This window comes from Streptomyces sp. S.PNR 29, from assembly GCF_030386795.1.
GTDB lineage: Bacteria > Actinomycetota > Actinomycetes > Streptomycetales > Streptomycetaceae > Streptomyces.
In genome coordinates this window covers 200,735-225,203 of record NZ_JANUQM010000007.1, presented here as the reverse complement: position 1 = coordinate 225,203, position 24,469 = coordinate 200,735, and the positions used below count along the sequence as shown (strand labels likewise).

Genomic DNA, 24,469 nt, shown 5'->3' with positions numbered 1-24,469 from the left:
GTCCGCGCCGGGGCCGCAGTCACCGCTGCGCGGACGGCCGCTGTACGAGGAGACACCATGGGCTCTGCACGCGTATCCCGGCATGCCCGGATGCGGTTGGCGGCGGTGGCGACCGTCTGCGCCCTGTCCGCCGCCCCGCTCGTCCCTCAGGCCGTCGCGGCCGACACTCCGCCGTACTCCGAGACCTACCGCCCCCAGTTCCACTTCACCCCGGAGAAGAACTGGATGAACGACCCCAACGGCCTCGTGTACCACAAGGGCGAATACCACCTCTTCTACCAGTACAACCCCAATGGAAACTCTTGGGGTGACATGTCCTGGGGGCACGCGGTGAGCACGGACCTCGTGCACTGGAAGGAGCTGCCGCTAGCCCTGCCGCACGACGACCAGGAGATGGTCTTCTCCGGCAGCGCGGTCGTCGACCGGAACAACACCACCGGCTTCGGCACCCTGAAGAACCCGCCCATGGTGGCGATCTACACCAGCTACGACAAGGCCACCGGCATCCAGGCCCAGTCGCTCGCCTACAGCACCGACCGCGGCCGCACCTGGACCAAGTACCGGGGCAATCCCGTCCTCGACATCGGCTCCAAGGAGTTCCGCGACCCCAAGGTCCAGTGGTACGAGCCGACCAAGAGCTGGCTGATGACGGTGTCGCTGTCCACCGAGCACAAGGTGCGGTTCTACTCGTCCAAGAACCTCAAGGACTGGAACCTGCTCAGCGAGTTCGGGCCACAGGGTGCGACCGGCGGCGTGTGGGAGTGCCCCGACCTGTTCCCCCTCGCGGTCGACGGGGACGAGAACAACATCAAGTGGGTGCTGGTCGTCAACATCAACCCCGGTGGCATCGCGGGCGGTTCGGCCGCCCAGTACTTCATCGGCGACTTCGACGGCAAGAAGTTCACCGCCGAGGACAAGGGCACGTACACCCCGCCCGCCGGCCAGGTCGTGCAGGACTTCGAGGGCACCGACTTCGGTCCGTGGACCACCACCGGCACCGCGTTCGGCCAGGCGCCCACAGGCGGGGCGCTGGACGGCCAGGGCACGGTCGACGGCTTCGACGGCAAGGGCCTCGCCAACAGCTTCCACTCGGGCGACGGCACCACCGGCACCCTCACCTCGCCCGAGTTCACCGTCGACAGCGACTACCTGAACTTCAAGGTCGGCGGCGGCCGGCACCCGCACGTGCCGGGAACGGTGATGGAACGGGGCCCTGAGCCAGAGGGCACGCTGCTCGCCGACTTCGAGGGCGGCACCTACGGCGACTGGACGACAACCGGGGACGCCTTCGGCTCCGCACCCGCCACCGGCACCCTGCCCGGCCAGCAGGAGGTCTCCGGCTTCCTGGGCAGCGGCCTGGTCAACAGCTACCTGAACGGCGACGCCACCACGGGCACCCTCACCTCGCCCGAGTTCACCCTCGACAAGGACTACGTCAACTTCCTCATCGGCGGCGGCAACCACGGCCTCTCCTCCGGCAACCCCACCGCCGTCGAGCTCGTCGTCGACGGAGCGGTGGTCCGCAGCGCCACCGGCCAGGACGCCGAGGCCCTCAACTGGGCCTCCTGGGACGTCCGCGACCTCGCCGGCAAGAAGGCGCGGATCAGGATCGTCGACGACAACACCGGCGGCTGGGGCCACATCAACGTCGACCACATCATGCTGTCCGACACCCAGGCCCGGCCCGTCTCCCAGGAGACGTCCGTCAACCTGCTCGTCGACGGCCAGATCGTCCGCAGCGCCACCGGCTCCAACAGCGAGACCCTCGACTGGGCCTCCTTCGACCTGCGCCCCTACCTCGGCAAGAAGGCGCGGATCCAGGTCGTCGACATGAACACCGCCGGCTGGGGGCACATCCTGGCCGACCAGTTCACCGCCGCCGACACCCCCGCCCTCTCCGCCCTGCAGCGCGCCGACTGGGCCGACTACGGCAAGGACTACTACGCGGCGGTGTCCTGGGAGAACGCCCCGGGCGGCAAGCGCTACATGATCGGCTGGATGAACAACTGGGACTACAGCGGCGCCATCCCGACCTCCCCCTGGCGTGGCGCGCAGAGCATCCCCCGCCAGATGGCCCTGCGCACTGTCGACGGCCGGGTCCGGCTGGTCAGCGAGCCGGTGAACAGCGTGACGTCCCTGCGGCAGGCCCCGTCGTCCGCGACCGGGCTCACCGTCGAGAACACCTCCCAGCCCCTGATCGGCCGCGCGGCCGAGGGCAAGGCGCTCGACATCGAGGCGACCTTCTCGCTCAAGGACGCCGAACGGTTCGGCCTGAAGGTGCGCACCGGCGCGGGCGGCGAGGAGACCGTCATCGGCTACGACACCACGACACAGCAGTTGTACGTCGACCGCACCCACTCCGGCGCCGTGGACTTCAACAGCAGCTTCCCCGGCGTCCAGAGCGCGCCCCTGAAAGCCGAGAACGGCAAGGTGAAGCTGCGCGTCCTGGTCGACTGGTCGTCCGTCGAGGTGTTCGGCGGCAACGGCGAGGCCGTGATCACCGACCAGATCTTCCCCGACCCCGCCGACCAGGGCGTGCAGGTCTTCGCCGAGAACGGCTCGGTGAAGCTGGACAAGGCCGTCGTCTGGCACCTCGACTCCGCCCACTGAAAGGACCGAACCGTGAAGAGGACCCTGCTCGCCGAGTTCACCGCCCGCGAGGGAGCTCAGGACGAGGTCGCCCGACTGATCGGGGACTACGCCCGGAAGGTGCGCGAGGAACCAGGCAACCTGGCCTTCGACGTCTACACCAAGGCGTCCAACCCGCGCGCCTACTGGATCTTCGAGGTGTACCGGGACGAGGACGCCTTCCAGACCCACCTGAACGCCCCGTACGGCGGCCCGTTCAACGCCGCCCTCACCCCACTGATCGAAGAGGACGCCTCCGTGCTGACGTTCCTGGAGCCGCTGGGAGCGCACCCGCCCACGAGGCGTTGACAAGGGAGCGCACCGGGGCGCGGCGTTCGGTAGGCGGAGAAGGGGCGCCGCGCGGGCGCCCCGACCACGCGCCAGGGGGACCTCACACCTCCCACACCTGGCGCAGCCAGTCCAGCTGACGCCGGACATGCACCGCGTCCCCGCCCTCATGGCCGTTGAACGGATAGGCGTGGATCTCCTTGCGCGGGGCGGCGGCCGTCAGCTCCCCGTAGCGATTGCAGGCGCCGTACGCCCCGCTGGGCGGGCACACCCTGTCCCGCAGGCCCACCCCGAAGTGGGCCGGGGCCTGGGCGCGCCGGGCGAAGGAGATGCCCTCCATGTAGGACAGGGTGCGGTACGCGGCCGCCTCCGCGCCCCGGTGCACGGAGAGGTACGCGGTGATCTCGCCGTAGGGGGGCGCGTCGGTGAGGTCCAGGGCGCGGCGGATGCCGCACAGCAGAGGGGCGGTGACCAGGACCGCCGCCAGATCGGGGACGTGAGCCGCGACGGCCAGGGCGAGGCCGCCGCCCTGGCTGTTGCCGACGGCCGCGACCCGCCCGGCGTCCACACCGGGCAACTCCCGTACCGCGGCGACCGCGCGCACCGCGTCCGTGATCAGCCGGCGGTAGTGGTAGTCGTGCGGGGCGAGCAGACCGCGGACCATCGGGCCCGGCCCGCCCGGCGCCCCCGCATGGGGATCCGGCGTCTCGCCGCCGCAGCCGTACTGGTCGCCCTGGCCGCGGTTGTCCATCAGCAGATGCGCGTACCCGGCGTTCACCCAGGTGAGCCGTTCGTGCGGGAGGCCGCGGCCGCGTCCGTAGCCCGCGTACTCGACGACCGCCGGCAGGGGCTCGTCCACCCCGGCGGGCCTGCTGAACCACGCGCGCACCGGATCGCCCGCGAAGCCCCGGAAGGTCACGTCCCAGGTCCGCGTCAGCCGTAGGCCGGTCTCCACCGGACGTACCGACACGAGCGGCTCCGCCTGTGCCGCCTCCTTGAGGGTGCTCAGCCAGAACTCGTCGAAGTCGGAGGGCTCTTCGACGTCCGGGCGATGGTGCTCCAGCTCCGGGAGCGGCAGGTCGAACGCGGGCACAGCAGCACCTCGCAGGAGTCTCGGACGGCGGTGACGACCGATTGTTGCGGTCGTATCTCAGAAAGTTCCGGATGACGGTAACAGTCACCTCATGTCTTCCGCAGCGGTCCCGAGGTGATTCCCATACGCCACGGCTGCCTCAACTCCCTGTTGCAGCACCCATTGACAGCGCTTTCCATGCCCCATAAGTTGCCGCAAGTTACCGGTAAGAGCTCGAAAGTTTCGGTTCCGTGTCCCACCGCCACGGGAGGCCCGAGCATGAGCACCTCCATCACGCCGGCGCCACCGCCCGGCACCCAGGATCCCCCGCCGACGAGAACCGCGCCCCGCCGTGCCCGCCCCCCGGCGCGCACCGGCTGGCGGCGGGCGCTGCGCCGCGACTGGCAGCTGTACTCGCTGGCCGTGCTGCCGCTGCTGTTCTTCCTGGTCTTCCGCTACCTGCCGATGATCGGCAACGTGATCGCCTTCCGCCGCTTCGAGCCGGGCGGCTCGGTCTTCGGCGAGCAGTGGGTCGGCCTGCGCTACGTCGAGATGTTCCTCACCGACCCCACCTTCTGGCAGGTGTTCCGCAACACGCTGTGGCTCGGCGGACTCACGCTCGTCTTCTGCTTCCCGATCCCGATCGTCCTCGCGCTGCTGCTGAACGAGGTGCGCAGGCGGTCCCTGAAACGGTTCGTGCAGTCGGTGTCGTACCTGCCGCACTTCCTGTCGATGGTGATCGTCGCGGGCCTCACGATGCAGATGCTCGCGACGGACGGCCCGGTCAACCAGGTCCTTGAGTGGTTCGGCCACGACCCGATCCGCTTCATCCAGGAACCCGAGTGGTTCCGCACGATCTACGTCGGCTCGGAGATCTGGCAGACCGCCGGCTGGGGCACGATCCTCTACCTCGCCGCGCTCACCACGGTCGACGAGGAACTGTACGAGGCCGCACGCATCGACGGCGCCAACCGCTGGCAGCAGATCTGGCACGTCACCCTGCCCGGCATCCGGCCCACCATGATCACGCTGCTGATCCTCAACATAGGCACGTTCATGGCGGTCGGCTTCGAGAAGGTCCTGCTGCTGTACAACCCGCTGACGTACCAGACCTCCGACGTGATCTCCACGTACGTGTACCGGACCGGCGTGGAGTCCAGCAGCTTCAGCTACGCCGCCGCCATCGGTCTGTTCGAGGCGATCATCGGCCTGGTCCTGATCGTGTCCGCCAACCAGTTCTCGCGCCGCACAGTGGGGACGAGCCTGTGGTGACCCGTCCGTCCGTGAACCGGCCCACCCGGGGCTACCGCGTCTTCCAGGGCGTCAACGGGGTGATCCTCACCCTCGTCGTGGTCGTGACCCTGTACCCCTTCCTCAACATCGTCGCGAGATCCTTCAGCGGGGAGCGCCAGATCCGCGCCGGTGAAGTGACCCTGTGGCCCAAGGGTTTCAACCTGACCACGTACAAGATCGTGTTCCAGGACTCGATGTTCTGGCGGAACTACGGCAATACCGTCCTGTACACGGTCGTGTCCACCGCCGTGGCCATGGTCCTGACCACGTGTTACGCCTATGTGCTGTCGAAGAAGCACCTCAAGGGGCGCACCGCGCTCGTCGGCATCGCCGTGTTCACGATGTTCTTCACCGGTGGCCTGATCCCCAACTACGTCCTGGTCACCAGCCTCGGCCTGAAGAACAGCGTCTGGGCGATCGCGCTGCCCAACGCGATCAGCGTCTTCAACCTGCTGGTGATGAAGGCCTTCTTCGAGGGCCTGCCGACCGAACTGGAGGAGGCCGCGCAGATCGACGGCCTGAGCACCTACGGCATCCTGCTCAGAATCGTGCTGCCGCTGTCCAAGGCGGTCGTCGCGACCATGGTGCTCTTCTACTCGGTGTCCTTCTGGAACTCCTGGTTCAGCGCGTTCCTCTACATGGACCGGACGGACCTGATGCCCGTCACCGTCTATCTGCGCAACGTCATCCAGGGCGCCACCGGAGGCGCCGGCGTCGGTGCCGCCACCGAGCAGCTCAGCCAGGTCGGCGCGAGCATCCAGGCCGTCACGATCGTGCTCACCGCGCTGCCGATCCTGTGCGTGTACCCGTTCGTCCAGCGTTACTTCGTCTCGGGCGTGACGCTCGGTGCGGTCAAGGGCTGACCCTGCACCACCCACGCTGCTCCTCCTCGACCCACTGACGGAACAAGGGAGTTCCCGTGAAGAACACAGGACAGCTGTCGCGGCGCCAGGTCCTCGCCGCCGCCGGTTTCGTCTCCCTCGCCACGCTCACCGGCTGCGGCAGCGGTGACGACGGAGGGGACTCCAAGGACCTGTCGAAGAAGCGACGCGGTGCGATGAAGGAGTACCGCTCCGGACAGCAGTTCAAGGCCTCGAAGCCGCTGTCCTTCTCCCTCCTGCACAACAACAACCCGGTCTACCCGACGAAGAACGGCTGGCTGTTCTGGAAAGAGGTCACCAAGCGCACCGGAATCACCCTGAAGCCGGTCGACGTCCCGCTGGTGGACTACGAGAAGAAGCGCAGTGTCCTCATCGGCTCGGGCGACGCCCCCTTCATCATCCCCAAGACCTACCACCCCTCCGAGGTCGCGTTCGTGTCGTCGGGGGCGATCCTCCCGGTCAGCGACTACGTGCACCTGATGCCCAACTTCCAGGCCAAGGTCAGGAAGTGGAAGCTGGAGCCCGAACTCGACTCCATCCGCCAGTCCGACGGCAAGTACTACCTGCTGCCCGGCCTGCACGAGAAGGCCAAGATCGGCTACTCGCTGTCCTTCCGCACGGACGTCCTCGACCAGCACGGCCTGGCCCTGCCCACCACCTGGGACGAGGTGTACGACGTCCTGAAGGCCCTCAAGGAGGAGTACCCCGACAAGTACCCCTGGACCGACCGCTGGAGCACCAACACCCCCTTCCCGTGCGGCGCGCTGTTCAACTACCTCGGCCAGGCCTACGGGGTCAAGGCGGGCTGGAATTACGACAACATCAGTTTCGACACCAAGGCGCAGAAGTTCGTCTTCACCGCCGCGACCGACAGCTACCGCCAGATGATCGAGTACCTGAGGAGACTCGTCGCCGAGAAGCTGCTGGACCCGGAGAGCTTCACGCAGCAGGACGACCAGGCGGTGCAGAAGCTGCTGGCCGGTAAGTCCTATGTGATCAGCGCCAATCCGCAGGAGCTGGTGCAGAACTACCGCTACAAGCTGGGCAAGCAGGTCAAGGGCGCGAAGATCGAGATGATCCCGGTGCCCCTCGGGCCGGCGGGCCCGGTGGTGCTGGGCGGTGCCCGGCTGGAGAACGGCATCATGATCTCCAGCAAGGCGCTCAAGAGCGACACCTTCGTCGCGATGATGCAGTTCGTGGACTGGCTCTGGTACTCGGACGAGGGCCAGAAACTCTGCAAGTGGGGTGTCGAGGGCGTCACTTACACGGAGTCCGGCGGCCAGTACAAGCTGGAGCCCGGCATCAGCCTCATGGGCTCCGACCCGGACGCCCCGAAGGACCTCCAGAAGGACTTCGGCTTCTTCAACGGCGTCTTCACCTACGGCGGCAGCTGGTCACTGGTCTCCTCCTCGTTCAGCCCGGACGAGAAGAAGTTCCAGGACGTCATGACCCAGCGCGAGGAGCTGCCCGTCGACCCCGCCCACCCGCTGAAGTCCGTGGAGCAGGAACAGGCGACGCTCTGGGACACGCCGCTGAAGGACCACGCCATCCAGAACACGCTCAAGTTCGTCCTCGGCAAGCGCCCGCTGTCCGAATGGGACGCGTACGTCACCGAGCTGAAGGCGAAGAACATGCAGCAGCTGGTCGACCTGCACAACAAGGCGTACGAGCGCTTCAAGAAGGAGAACGGATGATCATCCGCGTCCCCGACAGCGTGAACCGGACCTTCCCGGACGCCTGGCGCCACTGCGTCGGCACCGGCCGGATCGAACTCGCCCTGCGCCGTGACTACCAGGACTCCCTCGCCCTGCTCCAGCGCGAGATCGGCTTCCGGTACATCCGGGGACACGGCCTGCTCAGCGACGGCATGGGCGTGCACCGCCCCTACGAATGGGAGGGCGCCCGGCGCGTCCACCACTCGTTCACGTACGTCGACCAGGTCATCGACGCCTACCTCGGCCTCGGCATCCGCCCGTTCCTGGAACTCGGCTTCATGCCCGAGCAGCTGGCCTCCGGCGAGGAGACCATCTTCTGGTGGCGGGGCAACGTCACCCCGCCCCGGGACGGGAAGGAGTGGGCCGGGCTGGTCCGCGCGACCGTGGCCCACCTCGTCGACCGGTACGGCCTCGACGAGGTGCGCACCTGGCCCATCGAGGTGTGGAACGAGCCCAACCTGCCCGGCTTCTGGAAGGACGCCGACGAGGCGGCGTACCACCGGCTGTACGAGGTGACCGCGCACGCCGTCAAGGAGGTGGACGCCGACCTGCAGGTCGGCGGGCCCGCCATCTCACCCGGCGCGGACGAGTGGCTGGAGCGGTTCGCCGAGTTCACCGAACGCCGGGACGTCCCCGTGGACTTCGTGTCCAAGCACGCGTACACCTCGGGCCCCGCCCAGCACGTGCCGTTCGGTTCGTACCAGACGCTGGCGCCCGCGCGGGACCTCCTGGACCAGTTCGCCACGCCCCGCGACCGTCTGAAGAACACGCGTCTCGCGGGGCTGCCCGTCCACATCACCGAGTTCAACTCCTCGTACTGCCCCGACAACCCCATCCACGACACCGCCTTCAACGCCGCGTACCTGGCCCCCGTTCTCGCGGGCGGCGGCGAGCACGCCGACTCCTTCTCGTACTGGACGTTCAGCGACATGTTCGAGGAGGCGGGCGTGCCGACCGCCCTCTTCCACGGCGGCTTCGGACTGCTCACCCACCGGCAGGTGAAGAAGCCCACGTACCACCTGTACGCCTTCATGGCCCGCATGGGAGAGGGCCTGCTGGCGCTCGGCGACGACCACCTGGTGACACGGCACGCCGACGGCCGGGTCACCGTCCTCGCCTGGGCACCCGTCGACCCGAGCGGCGAGACACCCGGCCCCGAGCGGCATGCCCTGCGCCTGTCCGTCCCGGTGCAGTCGGGGGAGGTGTTCGTCCGCCGGTCCACGGTGGACGAGGAGCACGGCAACGCCCACACCGCCTGGCAGCGGATGGGCAGCCCGCGCTCACCCCGCCCGCACCAGCTCGACGTCCTGCGGGAGGCCGCCGAACCCGCCCGCAGTCATCGGCGGCTGCCGGCCGAGGACGGCAGGGTGCACCTGGACCTGACCCTCGCCCGCCACGAGGTGACGCTCGTGGAGCTGGACCCGGTGACGGACGAGACCCCGCCCTGGTGGGACGAGCGCCGACTGCTCGGGAGGGAGGAACCGCAGTGAGCGCCCCCCAGGCCGTCGCCTTCGGAGACGGCCCCCTCTCCCGCGCCGCCGCCCTGATCCACACCGTGGTGACCGTCGAGGCGTTGCTGCTGCTCGCCGCCTCACCGGGCCTGGCCGGCCTGTTCCTCCTCGGCGCCGCCCCGTCGAACCTCCCGCTGGCCGCCGTATGCCTGCTGCCGCTGGGCCCGGCCCTCTCCGCCGCCCTGTACGCCCTCCACCACCGCGGGCGCGACCTCACCGACCTCCACCCGGCACGCACCTACGGGCGGGGCTGGCGGCTCAACGCCCTGCCCGCGCTGAAACTGTGGACGCCCCTGCTCGCATGGCTGACCGTCATCGCCTTCACCCTCACCCACTTCTCCGCCACCGGCCTGCCCGGCTGGTGGGCGGTGCTGCTCACGGCGATCGGCGCCGGCTCCCTCCTCTGGGGCGCGCACGCCCTGGTCCTCACCTCCCTGTTCGCCTTCCGCGCCCGTGACACGGCCCGCCTCGCCGCGTACTTCCTGCTCAGGCACGGCCGCGCCACCCTGGCCGCCGCCTCCCTGCTCGTCCTCGCCGCCGGCCTGACCGTCCTGCTCACCGAGGCCCTGCCCGCCCTGCTGGCCGCCCCGCTGCTGTACTCCCTGCTGCACGGCTGCCGCCCGGTGATCGCAGAGACCCAGGAGGACTTCACCGCATGACCGCACCCCGCACCCCGAAGGTCCCCTACGGCGGCGACTACAACCCCGAACAGTGGCCGGAGGAGGTGTGGGACGAGGACCACCGCCTGTTCACGCAGGCCGGTATCAACACCCTCACCGTCGGCGTCTTCTCCTGGTCCCTCACCCAGCCGGCCGAGGACACGTACGACTTCACGATCCTGGACCGCATCCTCGACCGGGCCGCCGCCGAGGGACGCCGGGTCTGCCTGGCCACCGGCACCGCCGCCCTCCCGCCCTGGCTCGCGAAACGGCACCCCGACGTCAACCGCACCGACTTCGAGGGCCGCCGCCACCGCTACGGCCAGCGCCACAACTTCTGCCCCAGCTCACCCGCGTACCGCCGCCACGCCACCGCGATGGCCGCACGCCTCGCCGAACGGTACGCGCACCACCCCGCCCTGCTCGCCTGGCACATCAACAACGAGTACGGCGGCGCCTGCTACTGCGACCTGTGCGCCGACGCGTTCCGCGCCTGGCTGCGCGACAAGTACGGCACGCTCGACGCCCTCAACGACGCCTGGTGCACCACCTTCTGGTCCCACCGCTACACCGCCTGGGACGAGATCGAGCCCCCGAGCGCCCTCACCGAGCACTGGCGCGGCCCCGACCACACCGCCTTCCAGGGCACCACCCTCGACTACTTCCGCTTCACCACCGACGCCCTGCTCGGCTGCTTCCTCGCCGAGAAGGAGGCGATCCGCGCGCACGACCCGGACACGCCCGTCACCACCAACTTCATGGGCATGTTCCGCCCCCTCGACTACCACCGCTGGGCGCCCCACCTCGACTTCGCGTCCTGGGACAGCTACCCGCCCCTCGACGCCCCGCCCACCTGGCCCGCTCTCGCGCACGACCTGATGCGCGGCCTGAAGGACGGCGCCCCCTTCTGGCTGATGGAGCAGACCCCGTCCACCACCGCCTGCCGGGACGTCAACCCGCTCAGGCGTCCGGGCGAACTCCGCCTCGCCACCTTCCAGGCCCTCGCGCACGGCGCGGACGCCGCCCTGTACTTCCAGATGCGCGCCTCCCGCGGAGCCTGCGAGAAGTACCACGGAGCGGTCGTCGGGCACGCGGGCCGTGACGACACCCGCGTCTTCCGCGAAGTCGCCGATCTCGGAAGGGAGTTGGAGCTGCTGGGCGGCGCCACTCTGCAAGCGCGCACTCCCGCCCGCACCGCACTCCTCTTCGACTGGGACAGCTGGTGGGCCCTGGAGATCTCCGACGGCCCCTCCCGCCTCGTGCGCTACCAGGACATCGTCCACGCCTACTACCGCGCCGCCCGCGCAGCAGGCGCCGATGTCGACGTCGTCCCGCAGACCGCCGACCTCACCCCGTACGACGTCGTCCTCGCCCCCGTGCTGCATATGGTCAAGGGCGACCTCGCCCCCCGCCTGGAAGCCGTCGCCGCCCGTGGCGGCACCGTGCTGACCACCTTCCTCTCCGGCCGCGTCGACGAACACGACCGCGCCTTCCTCGCCGACGTCCCCGGCCCGCTCGCGCCCCTCATGGGTGTTCGCGTCGACGAGTGGGACGCCCGGCAGCCGGAGTTCGCGCAGCGCATCCCGGAACTGCGGGCGCAGGCCCGGCTGGTCTTCGAGATCGTGCAGCCGCGCGGCGCCGAGCCCGTCGCCACGTACGGCCACGACTTCTACGCGGGCACCCCCGCCGTGACCCGTAACCGATTCGGCGACGGAGAGGGCTGGTACGTCGCCACCGCCCTCGACCAGCCCGGCGTCGACCAGGTGGTCCGCCGGATTCTCGACCGCCACGACCTGCTCGGCCCGTACGCCGAGCAGCCCGCCGTGGAGACCGCGACCCGCGTCACCCCCGACGGCACCCGCCTCCTCTTCCTCCTCAACCACACCGCCGAACCGGCCCGCCTGACCGCCCACACCACCGCCACCGACCTGCTGACCGGCAAGCGGGTCGAGCAGGGGGAGCCGCTGACCCTCGACCCGCTCGGCACGGTGGTCCTGCGCCTTCAGTAGAGGGGCCGGCCCCGCTCGTCCGGGATCCCGGACTTCCGGAAGAAGTAGCTGTTGATCTGGTCGCGCCACTCGCGGGCGCTGCGCAGCTGTTCCTCGAACAGTTCGGCGACCCGTGCGTGGCGTGCCGGATCCACCAGTCCGGCCAGCGAGGCCCACACCTCCCGGGCCTCCTCCACCTCCGCCACACCCTCGAAGTGCGTGTCGTAGATGTGCTGGATCACGGTCTTTCCGCTCTTCAGCACATGCCCGTACGGCACGTGGTGGAAGAACAGCAGCAGCTCGTCGGGGCAGGTGTCCGGCGACTCGTACAGCTCGGCCCAGGGCTTGGCGTACTGACCCGCGTACCCGGTGCCGGTCGCCACGCTGCGGTCGACCCCGACCCCGTCCCGGTCGGCGAAGTGATACGTCCCCCACGGGCTGTACTCGTATCCGTCCACACTCGGCCCGTAGTGATGCCCCGGCTGCACCATGAAGCCCACCCCGAGCGGCGCGGTGTACTTCTCGTACGTCCGCCACGAACCGTCCAGCACCGCGTGCAGCCCCGCTGCCGGGCCCGTCCCGAAGGTGAGCCGGATCCACTCGTCGAGGATCCCGCCCGGATCCGCGTCCGGCTGCCAGGCGAGCCGCCCGAAGGTGTAGAGGTTGGCCTGCGCGAGAGGATGCCCGGTCCAGAAGGGATCGTCCCCGACGTTGGAGACGGCGACCAGCGCGTCGGCCAGCTCCCCCACCGGAACCCCGTCCGGACGGAACCGCAGGACCTCACTCCACATCGGCCCCAGCCAGCACACGTGCCGCTGCTGCCCGGTGTACTCCTGGGTGGCCTGCAGCTCCAGCGCGAGGCGGGTCCGCGGCATCGCGCCGAGCAGCGGCGAGACCGGCTCCCGCACCTGGAAGTCCATCGGCCCGTGCTTGACCTGGAGCACCGCGTTCGGCGCGAACTCCCCGTCCAGCGGAGCGAAGTGTTCGTACGCCGCACGGGCCCGGTCCGTCGTCCGGTCCCGCCAGTCCTGGCGGTGGTTGTAGACGAAGGCCCGCCAGTGCACCGTGCCGCCGTACGGCTCCAGCGCGGCGGCGAGCATGTTGGCACCGTCCGCGTGACTGCGGCCGTACGCGAACGGTCCCGGCCGGCCCTCCGAGTCCGCCTTCACCACGAACCCGCCGAAGTCCTCGATCTCCTCGTACACCCGCGCGGCCGCCTCGGCCCACCAGGCCCGCACCCTCTCGTCCAGAGGATCGGCCGTGGACAGCCCGCCGAGCACCATCGGCGCGGCGAAGGTGACCGACAGGTGCGTCCGGATCCCGTAGGGCCGTAACGCGTCCGCGAGGGAGGCGACCTCACCGATGCGGTCCGTGAGCAGGTGGGCCTCGGTCTCGTGCACGTTGACGTTGTTCACCGCCACGGCGTTGATCCCGCACGCCGCCAGCAGCCTGCCGTACGCCCGCACCCGGCCCAGCTCGCCGCGCGCCCGCCCGTCCCGCCAGAACAGCGAGCCGCCCGCGTACCCGCGCTCCACCTGACCCATCACCGGATGCACGGCCACGTTGTCCCAGTGGTCCAGCATCCGCAGCGCGAGCGCCGGACGGTGCCTCGCACGCGGCCGCTCACCGCGGAAGGCCTCCTCGCCGAGCCGTACGACGTGGAAGAGGCCGTACAGCAGCCCCGCCGGGCCGGACGCCGTGACGGTCGTCGTACCGTCCTCGCGCCCGCACGTGAACTCCTCGCCGCCCTGCGAGCCGCTCACCTCCAGCACCAGGTCGTACGACGTCCCGCCCGGCCCGGCGTCGCGGTCCACCCCGCCACCGAACCGGGCGCAGGCCTCCGCCACCTCCCCGTGCACCGTGTCCACCAGCGGACCCGATCCGCGGATCAGCGTCCGCCGGGTGCCGAGCGGCCGGAAGGCCACCGGCGGCAGCCAGGCCGGGTCGACACCCTCGGGCGGCACGGGCACGGGAAGCGGCATGGGACCCCCAACTCGGTTGCTCAGGCGAGCAGTTCGATCTCCGCCACGGTCGCCTCACCGTCGAGGACCAGGCGGTACCTGTCGTACGTACCCGGGGACCTCACGGAGAACGCGCGGGTCTGCCTGTCCCATGGGAAGGACTCGCCTGAGCGCTCGTCCAGGGTGTGCCACGCGGTGCCGTCCGTGGACCCCTGGAGCGTCCAGCCGGTCGGGGCCTTCGCCCGGTCCGCCGACGACGTCAGGGTGTACTGCACGGCCTCGGTGCGACCGGCCACCGGCAGCTCCAGGGACGTCACCGTCGCGTCCGTCGCCGACGTGTCGTCGAAGAGCGCCCCCTCGCCCTTCAGGACGTCCGCGCGTGGTGCCGGCACCTTGTCGTCCTCGGTGATCGACACGGGCGCCGCGTGCTTCCCGGTGCCCCACGACGACGGCCGCGGGCCCATGTCGAACTCCAGCACACCGCCCCGCGCGATCAGCGAGTGCGGCAGCGAAGTCGACGTCCACGGACGGCCGTTGACTCGCAGACCCTGCACGTAGACGTTCTTCGCGGTGTTCCGCGGTGCCCTGACGACCAGCTCCTCGCCGTTCTCCAGACGGACCGTCGCCTTGGTGAACAGCGGGGAGCCGATCGCGTACTCACCGCTGCCCATCACCAGCGGGTAGAAGCCCAGCGCGGAGAACAGGAACCAGGCCGACTGCTCGCCGTTGTCCTCGTCGCCGTGGTAGCCCTGTCCGATCTCGCTGCCGACGTACAGCCGCGACAGCACCTCACGGACGTGTCTCTGCGCCTTCGACGGCTGCCCGGCCGCGTCGTACATGTAGAGGGCGTGGTGGGCGACCTGGTTGGAGTGCCCGTACATGCCCATCCGCACGTCCCGTGCCTCCGTCATCTCGTGGATGACACCGTCGTAGGAGCCGACGAACTCCGGTGACGCCGTCTCGGGCGTGGCGAGGTACTCGTCGAGCTTCTCCGCCAGTCCACTGCGGCCGCCGTACAGGTTGGCGAGGCCACGGCTGTCGTGCGGGGCGGTGAAGGCGTAGCCCCAGCCGTTGGTCTCGGTGTAGTCGTAGCCCCACACCCGCGGGTCGTACTTCCCGGACGGGACGCGCCAGTCGCCCTTCGCGTCCTTCCCCTGGAAGAAGCCGGCCTCGGAGTCGAACAGGTTCACGTAGTCCTGGGCCCGGTCGAGGAAGTACGCGGACTCCTCCTCGTAGCGCCTCTCGCCCGTCTCCTCGTAGAGCTTCCGGGCCATCCGGGCGATGCCGTAGTCGTTGAGGCAGCCCTCCAGCGCCCACGAGAGCCCCTCGTGGGTCTCGGTGCCGGTGTAGCCGAGGAAGGGCGAGGTCGCCATGCCCTTGCGGCCCACGCCCGGCGAGGGCGGCACGACGGTCGCGTTCTTCACGGCCGCGTCGTAGGCCGCCTTGGCGTCGAAGCCGACGCCCTTGACGTACGCGTCGGCGAACGCGACGTCGGACGAAGTGCCGGTCATGAGGTCCGCGTAGCCGGGGGAGGACCAGCGTGAGGTCCAGCCGCCGTCCTTGTACTGCTGCACGAACCCGTCGGCCAGTTCGCCTGCCTGCCCGGGCGTGAGGAGGGAGTACGCCGGCCAGGCCGTCCGGTAGGTGTCCCAGAAACCGTTGTTGACGTACACCTTGCCGTCCACGATCTTCGCGCCGGTGTGCGTCGGGGTGTCGGGGCCGGGCATCGGGGAGAAGGGGGAGGCGTACCGGTACCTGCCGTCGACCCTCTCGAAGCCCGAGTTGGGATACAGGTACAGCCGGTACAGGCTGGAGTACAGGGTCGTGAGCTGGTCCGGCGTGGCGCCCTCGACCTCCACCTTGCCGAGCAGCCGGTCCCACTGCCGCTGGGCGCGCTTCTTCACCGTCTCGAAGGAGGTGCCGTCGGGGATCTCCTGGCGCAGGTTGTCCTTCGCCTGGTCGGCGCTGATGAGCGAGGTCGCCAGGCGCAGGGTGACGGTCCGGTCCTCCGCCTCGAACCGCAGGTGCCCCTTGACCCCGCTCACCGCTGAGTCCGTCACCGGCTGGTCGAACACGCCGTGGACGAAGAGCCGGGTGGCCCCGGTCGACAGTCCCGACTTCACGTCGGAGTAACCGGTGACGATGCCGTTCTCCTTGTCCAGGGTCAGCCCCGCCTGTTCGGTCACGTTGTCGAAGAGCACGCTCGCGTCGTCGCCCGGGTAGGTGAAGCGGAGCACGGCCGCGTGGTCCGTCGGGGCCATCTCCGCCGTCAGCCCGTTCTCGAACCGCACCCCGTAGTAGTACGGCCGCGCGGTCTCGTTCTCGTGCCGGAAGGCCAGCTCCCTGGCCTCACGGCCGGTGTCGGGGGTGCCGGCGGCGGCCGACGGCATCACCTGGAAGGTCTGCCGGTCACCCATCCAGGGGCTCGGCTCGTGGCTCGCGCTGAACGCCTGGATCGTCGGCAGGTTGTCCGCGTTGTTCGCACGTGCGTAGTCGTACAGCCAGCTCAGTGAACCCGCGTTGGTCACCGGCGTCCAGAAGTTGAAGCCGTGCGGCACGGCCGTCGCCGGGAAGGTGTTGCCGCGCGAGAAGCCGCCGCTGGAGTTCGTGCCGCGGGTCGTCAGCGCGTAGTCGGACAGGTGTGCCTTCGGCTTCTCGGGCGCCACGCGCCCGAGGGCCAGGTCGTCCAGCCAGCCGCGGAACCGCGCCGGGCCCTCGGGGGAGTCGTACGCGACCAGGATCCGGTCCACCGTCTTCCCGGCGGCGACCGGGCCGATCCGCGAGACCACGTTGTTCCACTGGTTGACGTACAGCACCTTGGCGGCCCCCTGTCCCCGGGGACTCAGCTCGAACCCGTGCTGGTCGGTCGCCTTCAGGTCGCTCAGATACGTCCCGTCGGTGAAGGCCAGGTCGACGGCGACGTTGGTGGCGGCGTAGTCGCGGTCGCCGTTCGCCATCGACGGGAAGACGCGGTACGACAGCCGCGTGTCCCGGCCGACGGACACGTTCACGTCGAAGACCTTGTTGTACGAGTACGCCCGTCCGCCGTGTGCCGTCCGGCGTACCGCAGGGCCCGCCTGCCGGTGAAGCCGGCGCCCGCCTTCGCGGTGGGGGAGCCGCTCGGGCCGCGGTCGACGAGAGAGAGCATGTCCTCGGGGACGGGGCCGTCGCCGGCGCCCGTGGAGAACTGCACGTCGGCGATCTGCAGGAGGTCCCCGCCGTTGTTCTTCGTGACGTCCAGCCGGACGTGCCGGAGTTCGGCCGGCTCGGCGAGGTCGTACGTCTTCGTCCGGAACCGCTCGGCGAAGGACTCGCCCGAGCGGGTGTCCAGGGTCTTCCAGTCCTTCCCGTCCGCCGAGCCCTTCAGGGTCCAGTCCGCCGGGTCGCGTTCGTCGTGGTCGTTGGCGGAGGTGAGCGCGTACCGTGCCACCTTGACCGGTTTGTCCAGGTCGAACTCGACCCAGCCGGTCGGCTCGAACGTCAGCCACTTGGTGCCGGCCTCGCCGTCGACGAGGTTCTCCTTCACCTCACCGGCGCCCGTGTTCTCACCGCCGGCCCGGACGTCCGTGACGTGGTCGGTCACGTTGCCCGGGATGCCGCTGGTGTACCCGCCGTCCACGCCCGCGGCCCGCTTGCTGCCGTCCGGGGCCTCGTCGACGGTGCTGACCCAGTCCGGAACCGGGTCGTCCGACTCGAACGAGGAGGCGAACTCCCGGTCGGCGGTCTCCGGTGCTGCGGGCAGGGCGACCGCCGTGCCCGGTGATCCCACGGCCATACATAAGGCGGCCGCTGTCGCGACCGCCGGACCCCATCTGTGCCGAACTCCCATCTGCATGCGCGAGCGCCCTCCCTGCCCTCTGGACAACGTTGTCAACTGTGGTGCGCAAGGACCAGTAGGGGGTCAAGTCAAAGGACTGTCAAGGGTGTTGGGTGTGGCATTCGGGGCCTATGTCGCGGATTTTTCCGGCAAGCCGCCCACAGGCAGCTCATATTTCCGCGAGGTCTCAACTCGGAAAAGACAAATGGCCAACCTTGCATTCGATCTTGATCCCTTGACGGGAAGTGGACTATACCTGTCGCACCCGCTTAGCCGTTCGATAGATCGGGAGCAGGTCCGGGGGGAGCCGGAACGGGTGGTTTGGCGTACGGAACAGGTCAGCCCACCGTGTACTCCTCGCCTTCCCGGTGGCTCACGCATTTGAGTAGTTCACGCACTTCCTGCACGACCCAGCTTGACCCGATCGCGGTGCCGGGGAGGATCCGGTTCACCGCCTGAGTCCTGGAGAAGGCGAGGACTTGAGCATGGGATCCACTTCCGCCGAGAACAACGGTTCCGGCCACACCGGCGCACCGGGTGTCGGCCGCCGCGATCTGATCAAGCGGTCTGCCGCACTCGGCCTGCTGTCCGTACCCACGATGAGCTTCCTGTCGGCCTGTGCCAGCGGCGGGGGAGGCGACGACTCCGCCGATGACACGCAGGGCAAGACGTCCGCGTCGAACCCGTTCGGCGTGAAGAAGGGCAGCAAGCTCGACGTCGTCATCTTCAAGGGCGGGTACGGCGACGACTACGCCAAGGCGTGGGAGGCCTCGTTCCAGAAGAAATGGGGCGTCACCTCCACCCACACCGGCACCCAGGAGATCACGGGCAAGCTCCAGCCGCGCTTCAACGCGGGCAACCCGCCGGACATCGTCGACGACTCGGGCGCCCAGCAGATCAAGGTCGACGTCCTCAACAAGAACGGGCAGCTCCTCGACCTCGCCAAGGTACTGGACGCCCCGTCGGTCGACGACCCCTCCAAGAAGGTCCGCGACACCCTCATCCCCGGCACGCTCGACCCGGGCACGTTCGAGGGCAAGGTCGTCGCCCTCAACTACATCTACACGGTCTGGGGTCTGTGGTACTCGGGCAAGCTCTTCAAGGAGAAGGGCTGGGAGGAGCCCAAGACCTGGGCCGACTTCCTCGCCATCTGCCAGGACGCCAAGAAGCAGGGCATCGGCGGCCTCGCCCACCAGGGCAAGTACCCGTACTACATCAATGTCGCCATCATGGACATGATCGCCAAGAAGGGCGGTCTGGACGCCATGAAGGCGATCGACAACCTCGACCCCAAGGCCTTCGTCGGCTCCGAGGCGGCGCAGGCGGGCGTCGAGGCGATCTACGAGGTCGTCGAGAAGGGCCTGCTGATGCCCGGCACGAACGGCCTGACCCACACCGAGTCCCAGACCCGCTGGAACCAGTACAAGGCCGCCTTCATCACCTGTGGTTCCTGGCTGGAGAACGAGCAGCTCAAGACGACGCCGTCGGACTTCGACATGAAGTTCATGCCGATGCCGCTGCTGCCCGACAGCAAGCTGCCCTTCGAGGCGATCCGGGCCGGCGCCGGCGAGCCCTTCATCATCCCGGCCAAGGCCAGGAACCTCGCCGGCGCCCAGGAGTTCATGCGGATGATGCTCTCCAGGGAGTGGTCGACGCTCTTCGCCAAGGAGGCGAACTCGCTGACCATCCTCAAGGACGGCGTCGACCCGACCGTCGAGCTCCGCCCCGGCACCCAGTCCACGGTCGAGGCGTCCAAGGCGGCGGGTGACAACACCTTCCGTTACATGTACGTCGACTGGTACAGCGAGATGGGTGCCGCCCTCGAAGCCGCGTCCAACGAACTGATGGCCAAGCGCATCCAGCCGAAGGAGTGGCTCAAGCGAGCCCAGGCCGCGGTCGACAAGCAGGCCAAGGACCCGGCGTCCAAGAAGAACCACCGGGACTGACCGCACGCCGTTCCCCGGGCCGGAACACCTCCGGCCCGGGGAGGACACCAGGGGCAGGAATCGCCAATGCGCAAAGGGCAGTACAGGTTCATCGCGGGGTTTCTGTTCATCCCCGTGGCGCTCTATCTGATCTTCGTCATCTGGCCGTACATCCAGACGTTCGGCTATTCGCTGACCGACTGGAAGGGGCAGTCGCAGACCTTCGACTTCGTCGGGCTCGACAACTACAAGGCACTGCTCCAAGACGATGTCTTCCTGGGCGCCATCTGGCACAACATCCAGTTCCTGGTGTTCATCCCGGTGATCACCATTCTGCTCGCCCTGTTCTTCGCCTTCATGGTGAACGCGGGCGGACGCAGCCGGGCCGGCGGAGTCAGCGGTGTCGCCGGATCGAAGTTCTACAAGATCATCTACTTCTTCCCGCAGGTGCTGTCGCTGGCGATTCTCGCCGTGCTGTTCAACGCCGTGTACCGCAGCGACGGCGGCGGCATGCTCAACGGCTTCCTGATCAAAATCGGCCTGGTCGACGCGAGCAATCCGGTGGAATGGCTGAACGAACCCGGATTCGTGCGCTGGGCACTGATCCTGGTCGCCGTCTGGCACGGCGTCGGCTTCTACCTGGTGCTGTTCTCGGCCGCCATGCAGTCCATCCCGAGGGACATCTACGAGGCCGCGCTCATCGACGGCGCCGGCCGCGCCCAGTCGTTCCTGCGCATCACCCTGCCGCTGCTGTGGGACAGCGTGCAGACCGCCTGGGTGTACCTGGGCATCGTGGCGATGGACATGTTCGTCCTGGTCGCCACCATGACCCAGAACATGGGCGCGTACGGCGGCGGTCCCGACCACGCCAGCGACGTCATGTCGACCGTGATGATGCGCAACTTCCTCTACTTCGGCAAGAGCGGCTACGCCTGTGCGATGGGCGTGATCATGCTGCTGCTCACCCTGGTCCTGTCCGTGGTCACGCTGCGCGCCACCCGCCGCGAGCGCATCGAGTTCTGAGCGGGAGAGACGACGATGAGCGCACCCCTCAAGGAGACCGCCGCGACGGGCGGTCCGGCCCCCGCCCAGCCCCCCGTCCGCAAGACCCCGCCCCGCCCGGGCGACCAGCGCGGCGAAGGCGTCGTCCTGAACGTCTTCTCGCACGGCTTCCTCGCCCTGTGGGCGCTGCTGATCGTGCTGCCCCTGCTGTGGCTGGTGCTGAGCTCCTTCAAGACCGACGCGCAGATCGGCGGTTCGGCCTTCGGCTGGCCGCAGAACTGGTCCCTGGACGTCTTCTCCCGCGCCTGGCAGAAGGGCATCGGCGACTACTTCCTCAACACCGTCGTCGTGCTGGTGTTCTCCGTGCCGCTGACCATGCTGTTCGGGTCGATGGCGGCGTACGTGCTGGCCCGCTACCGGTTCTGGGGGAACCGCTTCCTCTACTACTTCTTCGTCGCCGGCGCGATGTTCCCCGTGTTCCTCGCCCTGGTCCCGCTGTTCTTCATGGTGAAGCGGCTGGACATGCTGAACACCTACCAGGGACTGATCCTGGTCTACATCGCCTACTCGATGCCGTTCACGGTGTTCTTCATGCACTCCTTCTTCCGCACCCTGCCGACAGCCGTCTTCGAGGCCGCCGTCCTGGACGGTGCCTCGCACACCCGGACCTTCTTCCAGGTGATGCTGCCGATGTCGAAGCCGGGACTGATCAGCGTCGGCATCTTCAACACCCTCGGCCAGTGGAACCAGTTCATCCTGCCGACGGTCCTGATGCAGCCGCAGAGCGGCGACGATCCCGAGCGCTATGTGCTGACCCAGGGGCTCATCCAGCTCCAGCAGCAGCAGGGGTACGCCTCCGACCTGCCGGTGCTGTTCGCGGGTGTGACCATCGCGATGATCCCGATGCTGGTCGTGTACCTGTCCTTCCAGCGTCAGGTGCAGGCGGGGCTGACCTCGGCGACGCTGAAGTAGCCCTCCGCAGCGGTTCGCGTACGCGCCGTCCCCGGCCGCGGGAACGGCGCGTACACACGTATGCACAGACCCGGATGCAGTTCAACCTCTTGACGTGAGGCAACCCGAACGGCTCAGCTTAGAGTTCACTAGTTGGACATAGAGCGGGGCCTCATCGCTGCGGCCCCGTGCGCAGGAGGTCGTCGTGGAGACTCCGGGGTCGCAGTCGTCACTGCACCGAGCAAACCTGGAGCGGGTCGTCCGAGCCGTGCGGCTGGCCGGGTCGCTCACCCAGGCGGAGATCGCGAGGACCACGGGTCTGTCCGCGGCGACCGTCTCCAACATCGTCCGGGAGCTCAAGGAGGGCGGAACCGTCGAGGTCACGCCCACCTCGGCGGGTGGCCGGCGGGCCCGCAGCGTCAGCCTGAGCGGGGACGCCGGCATCGTCATCGGCGTGGACTTCGGGCACACGCATTTGCGCGTCGCGATCGGGAACCTCGCCCACCAGGTGCTGGCCGAGGAGTCCGAGCCCCTCGACGTCGACGCCTCCTCGACGCAGGGCTTCGACCGGGCGGAGCAGCTGGTCAGCCGGCTGATCGAGGCGACCGGCGTCGACCGGTCCAAGATCGCCGGCGTGGGCCTCGGCGTGCCCGGCCCGATCGACGTCGAGTCCGGAACGCTGGGCTCGACCGCGATCCTGCCCGGCTGGACCGGCACCAGGCCCGCCGAGGAGCTGCGGGGGCGGCTCGGCGTGCCGGTGCACGTGGACAACGACGCCAACCTCGGCGCCCTCGGCGAACTGGTCTGGGGCAGCGGCCGGGGCGTGCGGGACCTGGCGTACATCAAGGTCGCCAGCGGTGTGGGCGCGGGCCTGGTGATCAACGGCAAGATCTACCGCGGCCCGGGTGGCACAGCGGGAGAAATCGGCCATATCACACTCGACGAGGCCGGCCCCGTCTGCCGCTGCGGAAACCGGGGGTGCCTGGAGACCTTCACGGCCGCGCGCTATGTGCTCCCGCTCCTCCAGTCCAGCCACGGCACCGACCTGACGATGGAAGGAGTCGTACGGCTGGCGCGGGACGGCGACCCGGGCTGCCGTCGGGTGATCGCCGACGTCGGTCGTCACATCGGCAGCGGAGTCGCCAATCTCTGCAACCTGCTGAACCCGAGCCGGGTCGTCCTCGGCGGCGATCTGGCCGAGGCCGGTGAGCTGGTGCTCGGCCCGATCCGGGAGTCCGTCGGCCGCTACGCGATCCCCAGCGCGGCACGTCAACTGTCCGTGCTTCCCGGGGCACTTGGCGGTCGCGCGGAGGTGCTCGGCGCCCTCGCCCTCGCGCTCAGCGAGATGGGGGATTCAACCCTTTTGGACGGAACCCTGCAGGCGGCCGCCCCTGCCTTCACTTAGAGAACGGATGGCACCGTTGCCAACCCGTTAAGGATTTACTTCTTGACGTCGCACGTATGGCCGAGTTGACTTCCAGCCACCTCGGCCGCAACGACGCGGCCTCGTCAGGGAGGTTTCTAGAAGTGAACACGCGTATGCGTCGTGCCGCCGTTGCCATTGCCGCCGGCGCGATGGCCGTCTCGCTGGCCGCTTGCGGCAGCGCGAAGGAGGCCGGCGACAAGAGCGAGGAGTCCAAGTCCCCCGCCAAGGGCGACGCCATCAAGGTCGGACTGCTCCTGCCGGAGAACCAGACCGCGCGCTACGAGAAGTTCGACTACCCCTTGATCCAGAAGAAGGTCAAGGAGCTGACGAACGGCAAGGGCGAGGTCGTCTACGCCAACGCCAAGCAGGACGCCAGCCTGCAGAACCAGCAGGTCGACACGATGGTGACCAACAAGGTCGACGTGCTGATCGTGGACGCGGTGGACTCCAAGGCCATCGCCGGTTCCGTGAAGAAGGCCAAGGACTCCGGCATCCCGGTCGTCGCCTACGACCGCCTGGCCGAGGGCCCGATCGACGCCTACACCTCGTTCGACAATGAGACGGTCGGCAAGGTGCAGGGCGAGGCCCTCCTGAAGGCCCTGGGCTCCAAGGCCAAGGACGGCGACATCGTCATGATGAACGGGTCCTCCACCGACCCGAACGCCGCCCAGTTCAAGAAGGGCGCGCACTCCGTCCTCGACGGCAAGGTGAAGGTCGGCCGCGAGTACGACACCAAGGAGTGGAAGCCGGAGAACGCCAACTCCAACATGGAGGGCGCCATCTCCGCCCTCGGCAAGGACAAGATCGTCGGCGTCTACTCCGCCAACGACGGCATGGCGGGCGGCATCATCACCGCCCTGAAGGCGGCCGGCATCTCCGACATCCCGGTCACCGGCCAGGACGCGGAGCTCGCGGGCGTGCAGCGCATCGTCGCGGGCGAGCAGTACATGAGCGTCTACAAGCCGTACCCGCAGGAGGCCGACGTCGCCGCCGAGATGGCCGTCGCCCTCGCCCAGGGCAAGTCCCTCGACTCCATCGCCAAGGACAAGGTCGACAGCCCGACCACCAAGGGCGTCCCCTCGGTCCTCGTCCCGGTCGTCTCGCTGACCAAGGACAACATCAAGGACACCGTCATCAAGGACGGCATCTACACGGTGAACGAGATCTGCACGGCCAAGTACAAGTCGGCCTGCGGGAAGATCGGTCTCCAGTAAGCAGCCCGAAGTCCCTTCACACGTACGGGAATCCACGCCTTGAGCGGATTCCCGTACGGGACCGACTGCGCGAAGCTCCTCCGGCGCCCCGCACACACCAGCCCCGCAAGCCAAGCGGGGCGCCGGAGGGAAATCCCC

15 protein-coding genes and 1 pseudogene are annotated in these 24,469 nt (G+C 68.8%); 13 read left to right on the top strand and 3 right to left on the bottom strand.

From position 1 onward, the window contains the following. The first annotated feature begins 57 nt into the window (after positions 1 to 57). Together NW895_RS20615 and NW895_RS20610 are read left to right on the top strand one after the other, a co-directional pair. On the top strand, positions 58 to 2,610 hold the full coding sequence (locus NW895_RS20615) for a GH32 C-terminal domain-containing protein (protein WP_289937218.1): 2,553 nt from the start codon (positions 58 to 60) through the stop codon (positions 2,608 to 2,610). A gap of 12 nt (positions 2,611 to 2,622) precedes the next feature. Further along, the gene (locus tag NW895_RS20610; RefSeq protein ID WP_289937217.1) at positions 2,623 to 2,937 is read left to right on the top strand and encodes an antibiotic biosynthesis monooxygenase family protein; all 315 of its coding nucleotides are present in this window, start codon (positions 2,623 to 2,625) and stop codon (positions 2,935 to 2,937) included. A gap of 82 nt (positions 2,938 to 3,019) precedes the next feature. Here the strand turns inward: NW895_RS20610 and NW895_RS20605 are convergent, their stop codons facing one another. Continuing rightward, entirely contained in the window at positions 3,020 to 4,009 is a 990-nt protein-coding gene (locus tag NW895_RS20605; RefSeq protein WP_289937216.1) for an acetylxylan esterase, read from the bottom strand. A gap of 258 nt (positions 4,010 to 4,267) precedes the next feature. Here NW895_RS20605 and NW895_RS20600 point away from each other — a divergent pair, with 258 nt between their 5' ends. From NW895_RS20600 to NW895_RS20575, 6 genes are read left to right on the top strand one after another with little or no spacing between them, the layout of a single operon-like run. After that, the gene (locus NW895_RS20600) at positions 4,268 to 5,260 is read left to right on the top strand and encodes an ABC transporter permease subunit (protein WP_289937215.1); all 993 of its coding nucleotides are present in this window, start codon (positions 4,268 to 4,270) and stop codon (positions 5,258 to 5,260) included. A gap of 11 nt (positions 5,261 to 5,271) precedes the next feature. Then, a complete protein-coding gene (locus tag NW895_RS20595; RefSeq protein ID WP_289937395.1) occupies positions 5,272 to 6,144 on the top strand; it encodes a carbohydrate ABC transporter permease in 873 nt (290 codons plus the stop codon). Between the two features lie 56 nt (positions 6,145 to 6,200). Beyond that, on the top strand, positions 6,201 to 7,856 hold the full coding sequence (locus NW895_RS20590) for an extracellular solute-binding protein (protein ID WP_289937214.1): 1,656 nt from the start codon (positions 6,201 to 6,203) through the stop codon (positions 7,854 to 7,856). After that, positions 7,853 to 9,367 (top strand): xylan 1,4-beta-xylosidase, encoded by a 1,515-nt coding sequence (locus NW895_RS20585; protein ID WP_289937213.1) that lies wholly within the window; start codon positions 7,853 to 7,855, stop codon positions 9,365 to 9,367. The genes NW895_RS20590 and NW895_RS20585 overlap by 4 nt, the downstream gene beginning before the upstream one ends. Further along, positions 9,364 to 10,047: a hypothetical protein gene (locus NW895_RS20580; protein ID WP_289937212.1), complete on the top strand. Its 684-nt coding sequence runs from the start codon at positions 9,364 to 9,366 to the stop codon at positions 10,045 to 10,047. The genes NW895_RS20585 and NW895_RS20580 overlap by 4 nt, the downstream gene beginning before the upstream one ends. Continuing rightward, positions 10,044 to 12,056 (top strand): beta-galactosidase, encoded by a 2,013-nt coding sequence (locus NW895_RS20575; RefSeq protein ID WP_289937211.1) that lies wholly within the window; start codon positions 10,044 to 10,046, stop codon positions 12,054 to 12,056. Before NW895_RS20580 ends, NW895_RS20575 begins: the two co-directional genes overlap by 4 nt. Here NW895_RS20575 and NW895_RS20570 read toward each other — a convergent pair. Then, entirely contained in the window at positions 12,050 to 14,017 is a 1,968-nt protein-coding gene (locus NW895_RS20570) for an alpha-glucuronidase (protein WP_289937210.1), read from the bottom strand. The two genes, NW895_RS20575 and NW895_RS20570, sit on opposite strands and share 7 nt — an antisense overlap. A 20-nt stretch (positions 14,018 to 14,037) precedes the next feature. Continuing rightward, positions 14,038 to 17,771: pseudogene (locus NW895_RS20565) on the bottom strand (GH92 family glycosyl hydrolase). A 527-nt stretch (positions 17,772 to 18,298) separates the two neighbouring features. On the opposite strand from NW895_RS20565, the gene ngcE reads away from it, so the two are divergent. The 5 genes from ngcE (at position 18,299) to NW895_RS20540 (ending at position 24,331) form a co-directional block, all read left to right on the top strand. Continuing rightward, positions 18,299 to 19,759: an N-acetylglucosamine/diacetylchitobiose ABC transporter substrate-binding protein gene (gene ngcE / locus NW895_RS20560; protein WP_289937209.1), complete on the top strand. Its 1,461-nt coding sequence runs from the start codon at positions 18,299 to 18,301 to the stop codon at positions 19,757 to 19,759. Between the two features lie 66 nt (positions 19,760 to 19,825). Further along, a complete protein-coding gene (locus NW895_RS20555) occupies positions 19,826 to 20,761 on the top strand; it encodes a sugar ABC transporter permease (protein WP_289937208.1) in 936 nt (311 codons plus the stop codon). Positions 20,762 to 20,776: 15 nt separating this feature from the next. Next, positions 20,777 to 21,712, top strand: a complete 936-nt coding sequence (locus NW895_RS20550; protein ID WP_289937207.1) for a carbohydrate ABC transporter permease — start codon at positions 20,777 to 20,779, stop codon at positions 21,710 to 21,712. A gap of 184 nt (positions 21,713 to 21,896) precedes the next feature. Further along, positions 21,897 to 23,096, top strand: a complete 1,200-nt coding sequence (locus tag NW895_RS20545; protein WP_289937206.1) for an ROK family transcriptional regulator — start codon at positions 21,897 to 21,899, stop codon at positions 23,094 to 23,096. Between the two features lie 134 nt (positions 23,097 to 23,230). Further along, entirely contained in the window at positions 23,231 to 24,331 is a 1,101-nt protein-coding gene (locus NW895_RS20540) for a sugar ABC transporter substrate-binding protein (RefSeq protein WP_289937394.1), read from the top strand. The last annotated feature ends 138 nt before the right edge of the window (positions 24,332 to 24,469 follow it).

Bases quoted from the DNA above. Each gene is read 5' to 3' on its own strand.
- NW895_RS20615 (WP_289937218.1), top strand. From the start codon at position 58: ATGGGCTCTGCACGCGTATCCCGGCATGCCCGGATGCGGTTGGCGGCG.
- NW895_RS20600 (WP_289937215.1), top strand. From the start codon at position 4,268: ATGAGCACCTCCATCACGCCGGCGCCACCGCCCGGCACCCAGGATCCC.
- NW895_RS20585 (WP_289937213.1), top strand. From the start codon at position 7,853: ATGATCATCCGCGTCCCCGACAGCGTGAACCGGACCTTCCCGGACGCC.
- NW895_RS20575 (WP_289937211.1), top strand. From the start codon at position 10,044: ATGACCGCACCCCGCACCCCGAAGGTCCCCTACGGCGGCGACTACAAC.
- NW895_RS20570 (WP_289937210.1), bottom strand. From the start codon at position 14,017: ATGCCGCTTCCCGTGCCCGTGCCGCCCGAGGGTGTCGACCCGGCCTGG.
- ngcE (WP_289937209.1), top strand. From the start codon at position 18,299: ATGGGATCCACTTCCGCCGAGAACAACGGTTCCGGCCACACCGGCGCA.
- NW895_RS20555 (WP_289937208.1), top strand. From the start codon at position 19,826: ATGCGCAAAGGGCAGTACAGGTTCATCGCGGGGTTTCTGTTCATCCCC.
- NW895_RS20550 (WP_289937207.1), top strand. From the start codon at position 20,777: ATGAGCGCACCCCTCAAGGAGACCGCCGCGACGGGCGGTCCGGCCCCC.
- NW895_RS20540 (WP_289937394.1), top strand. From the start codon at position 23,231: ATGCGTCGTGCCGCCGTTGCCATTGCCGCCGGCGCGATGGCCGTCTCG.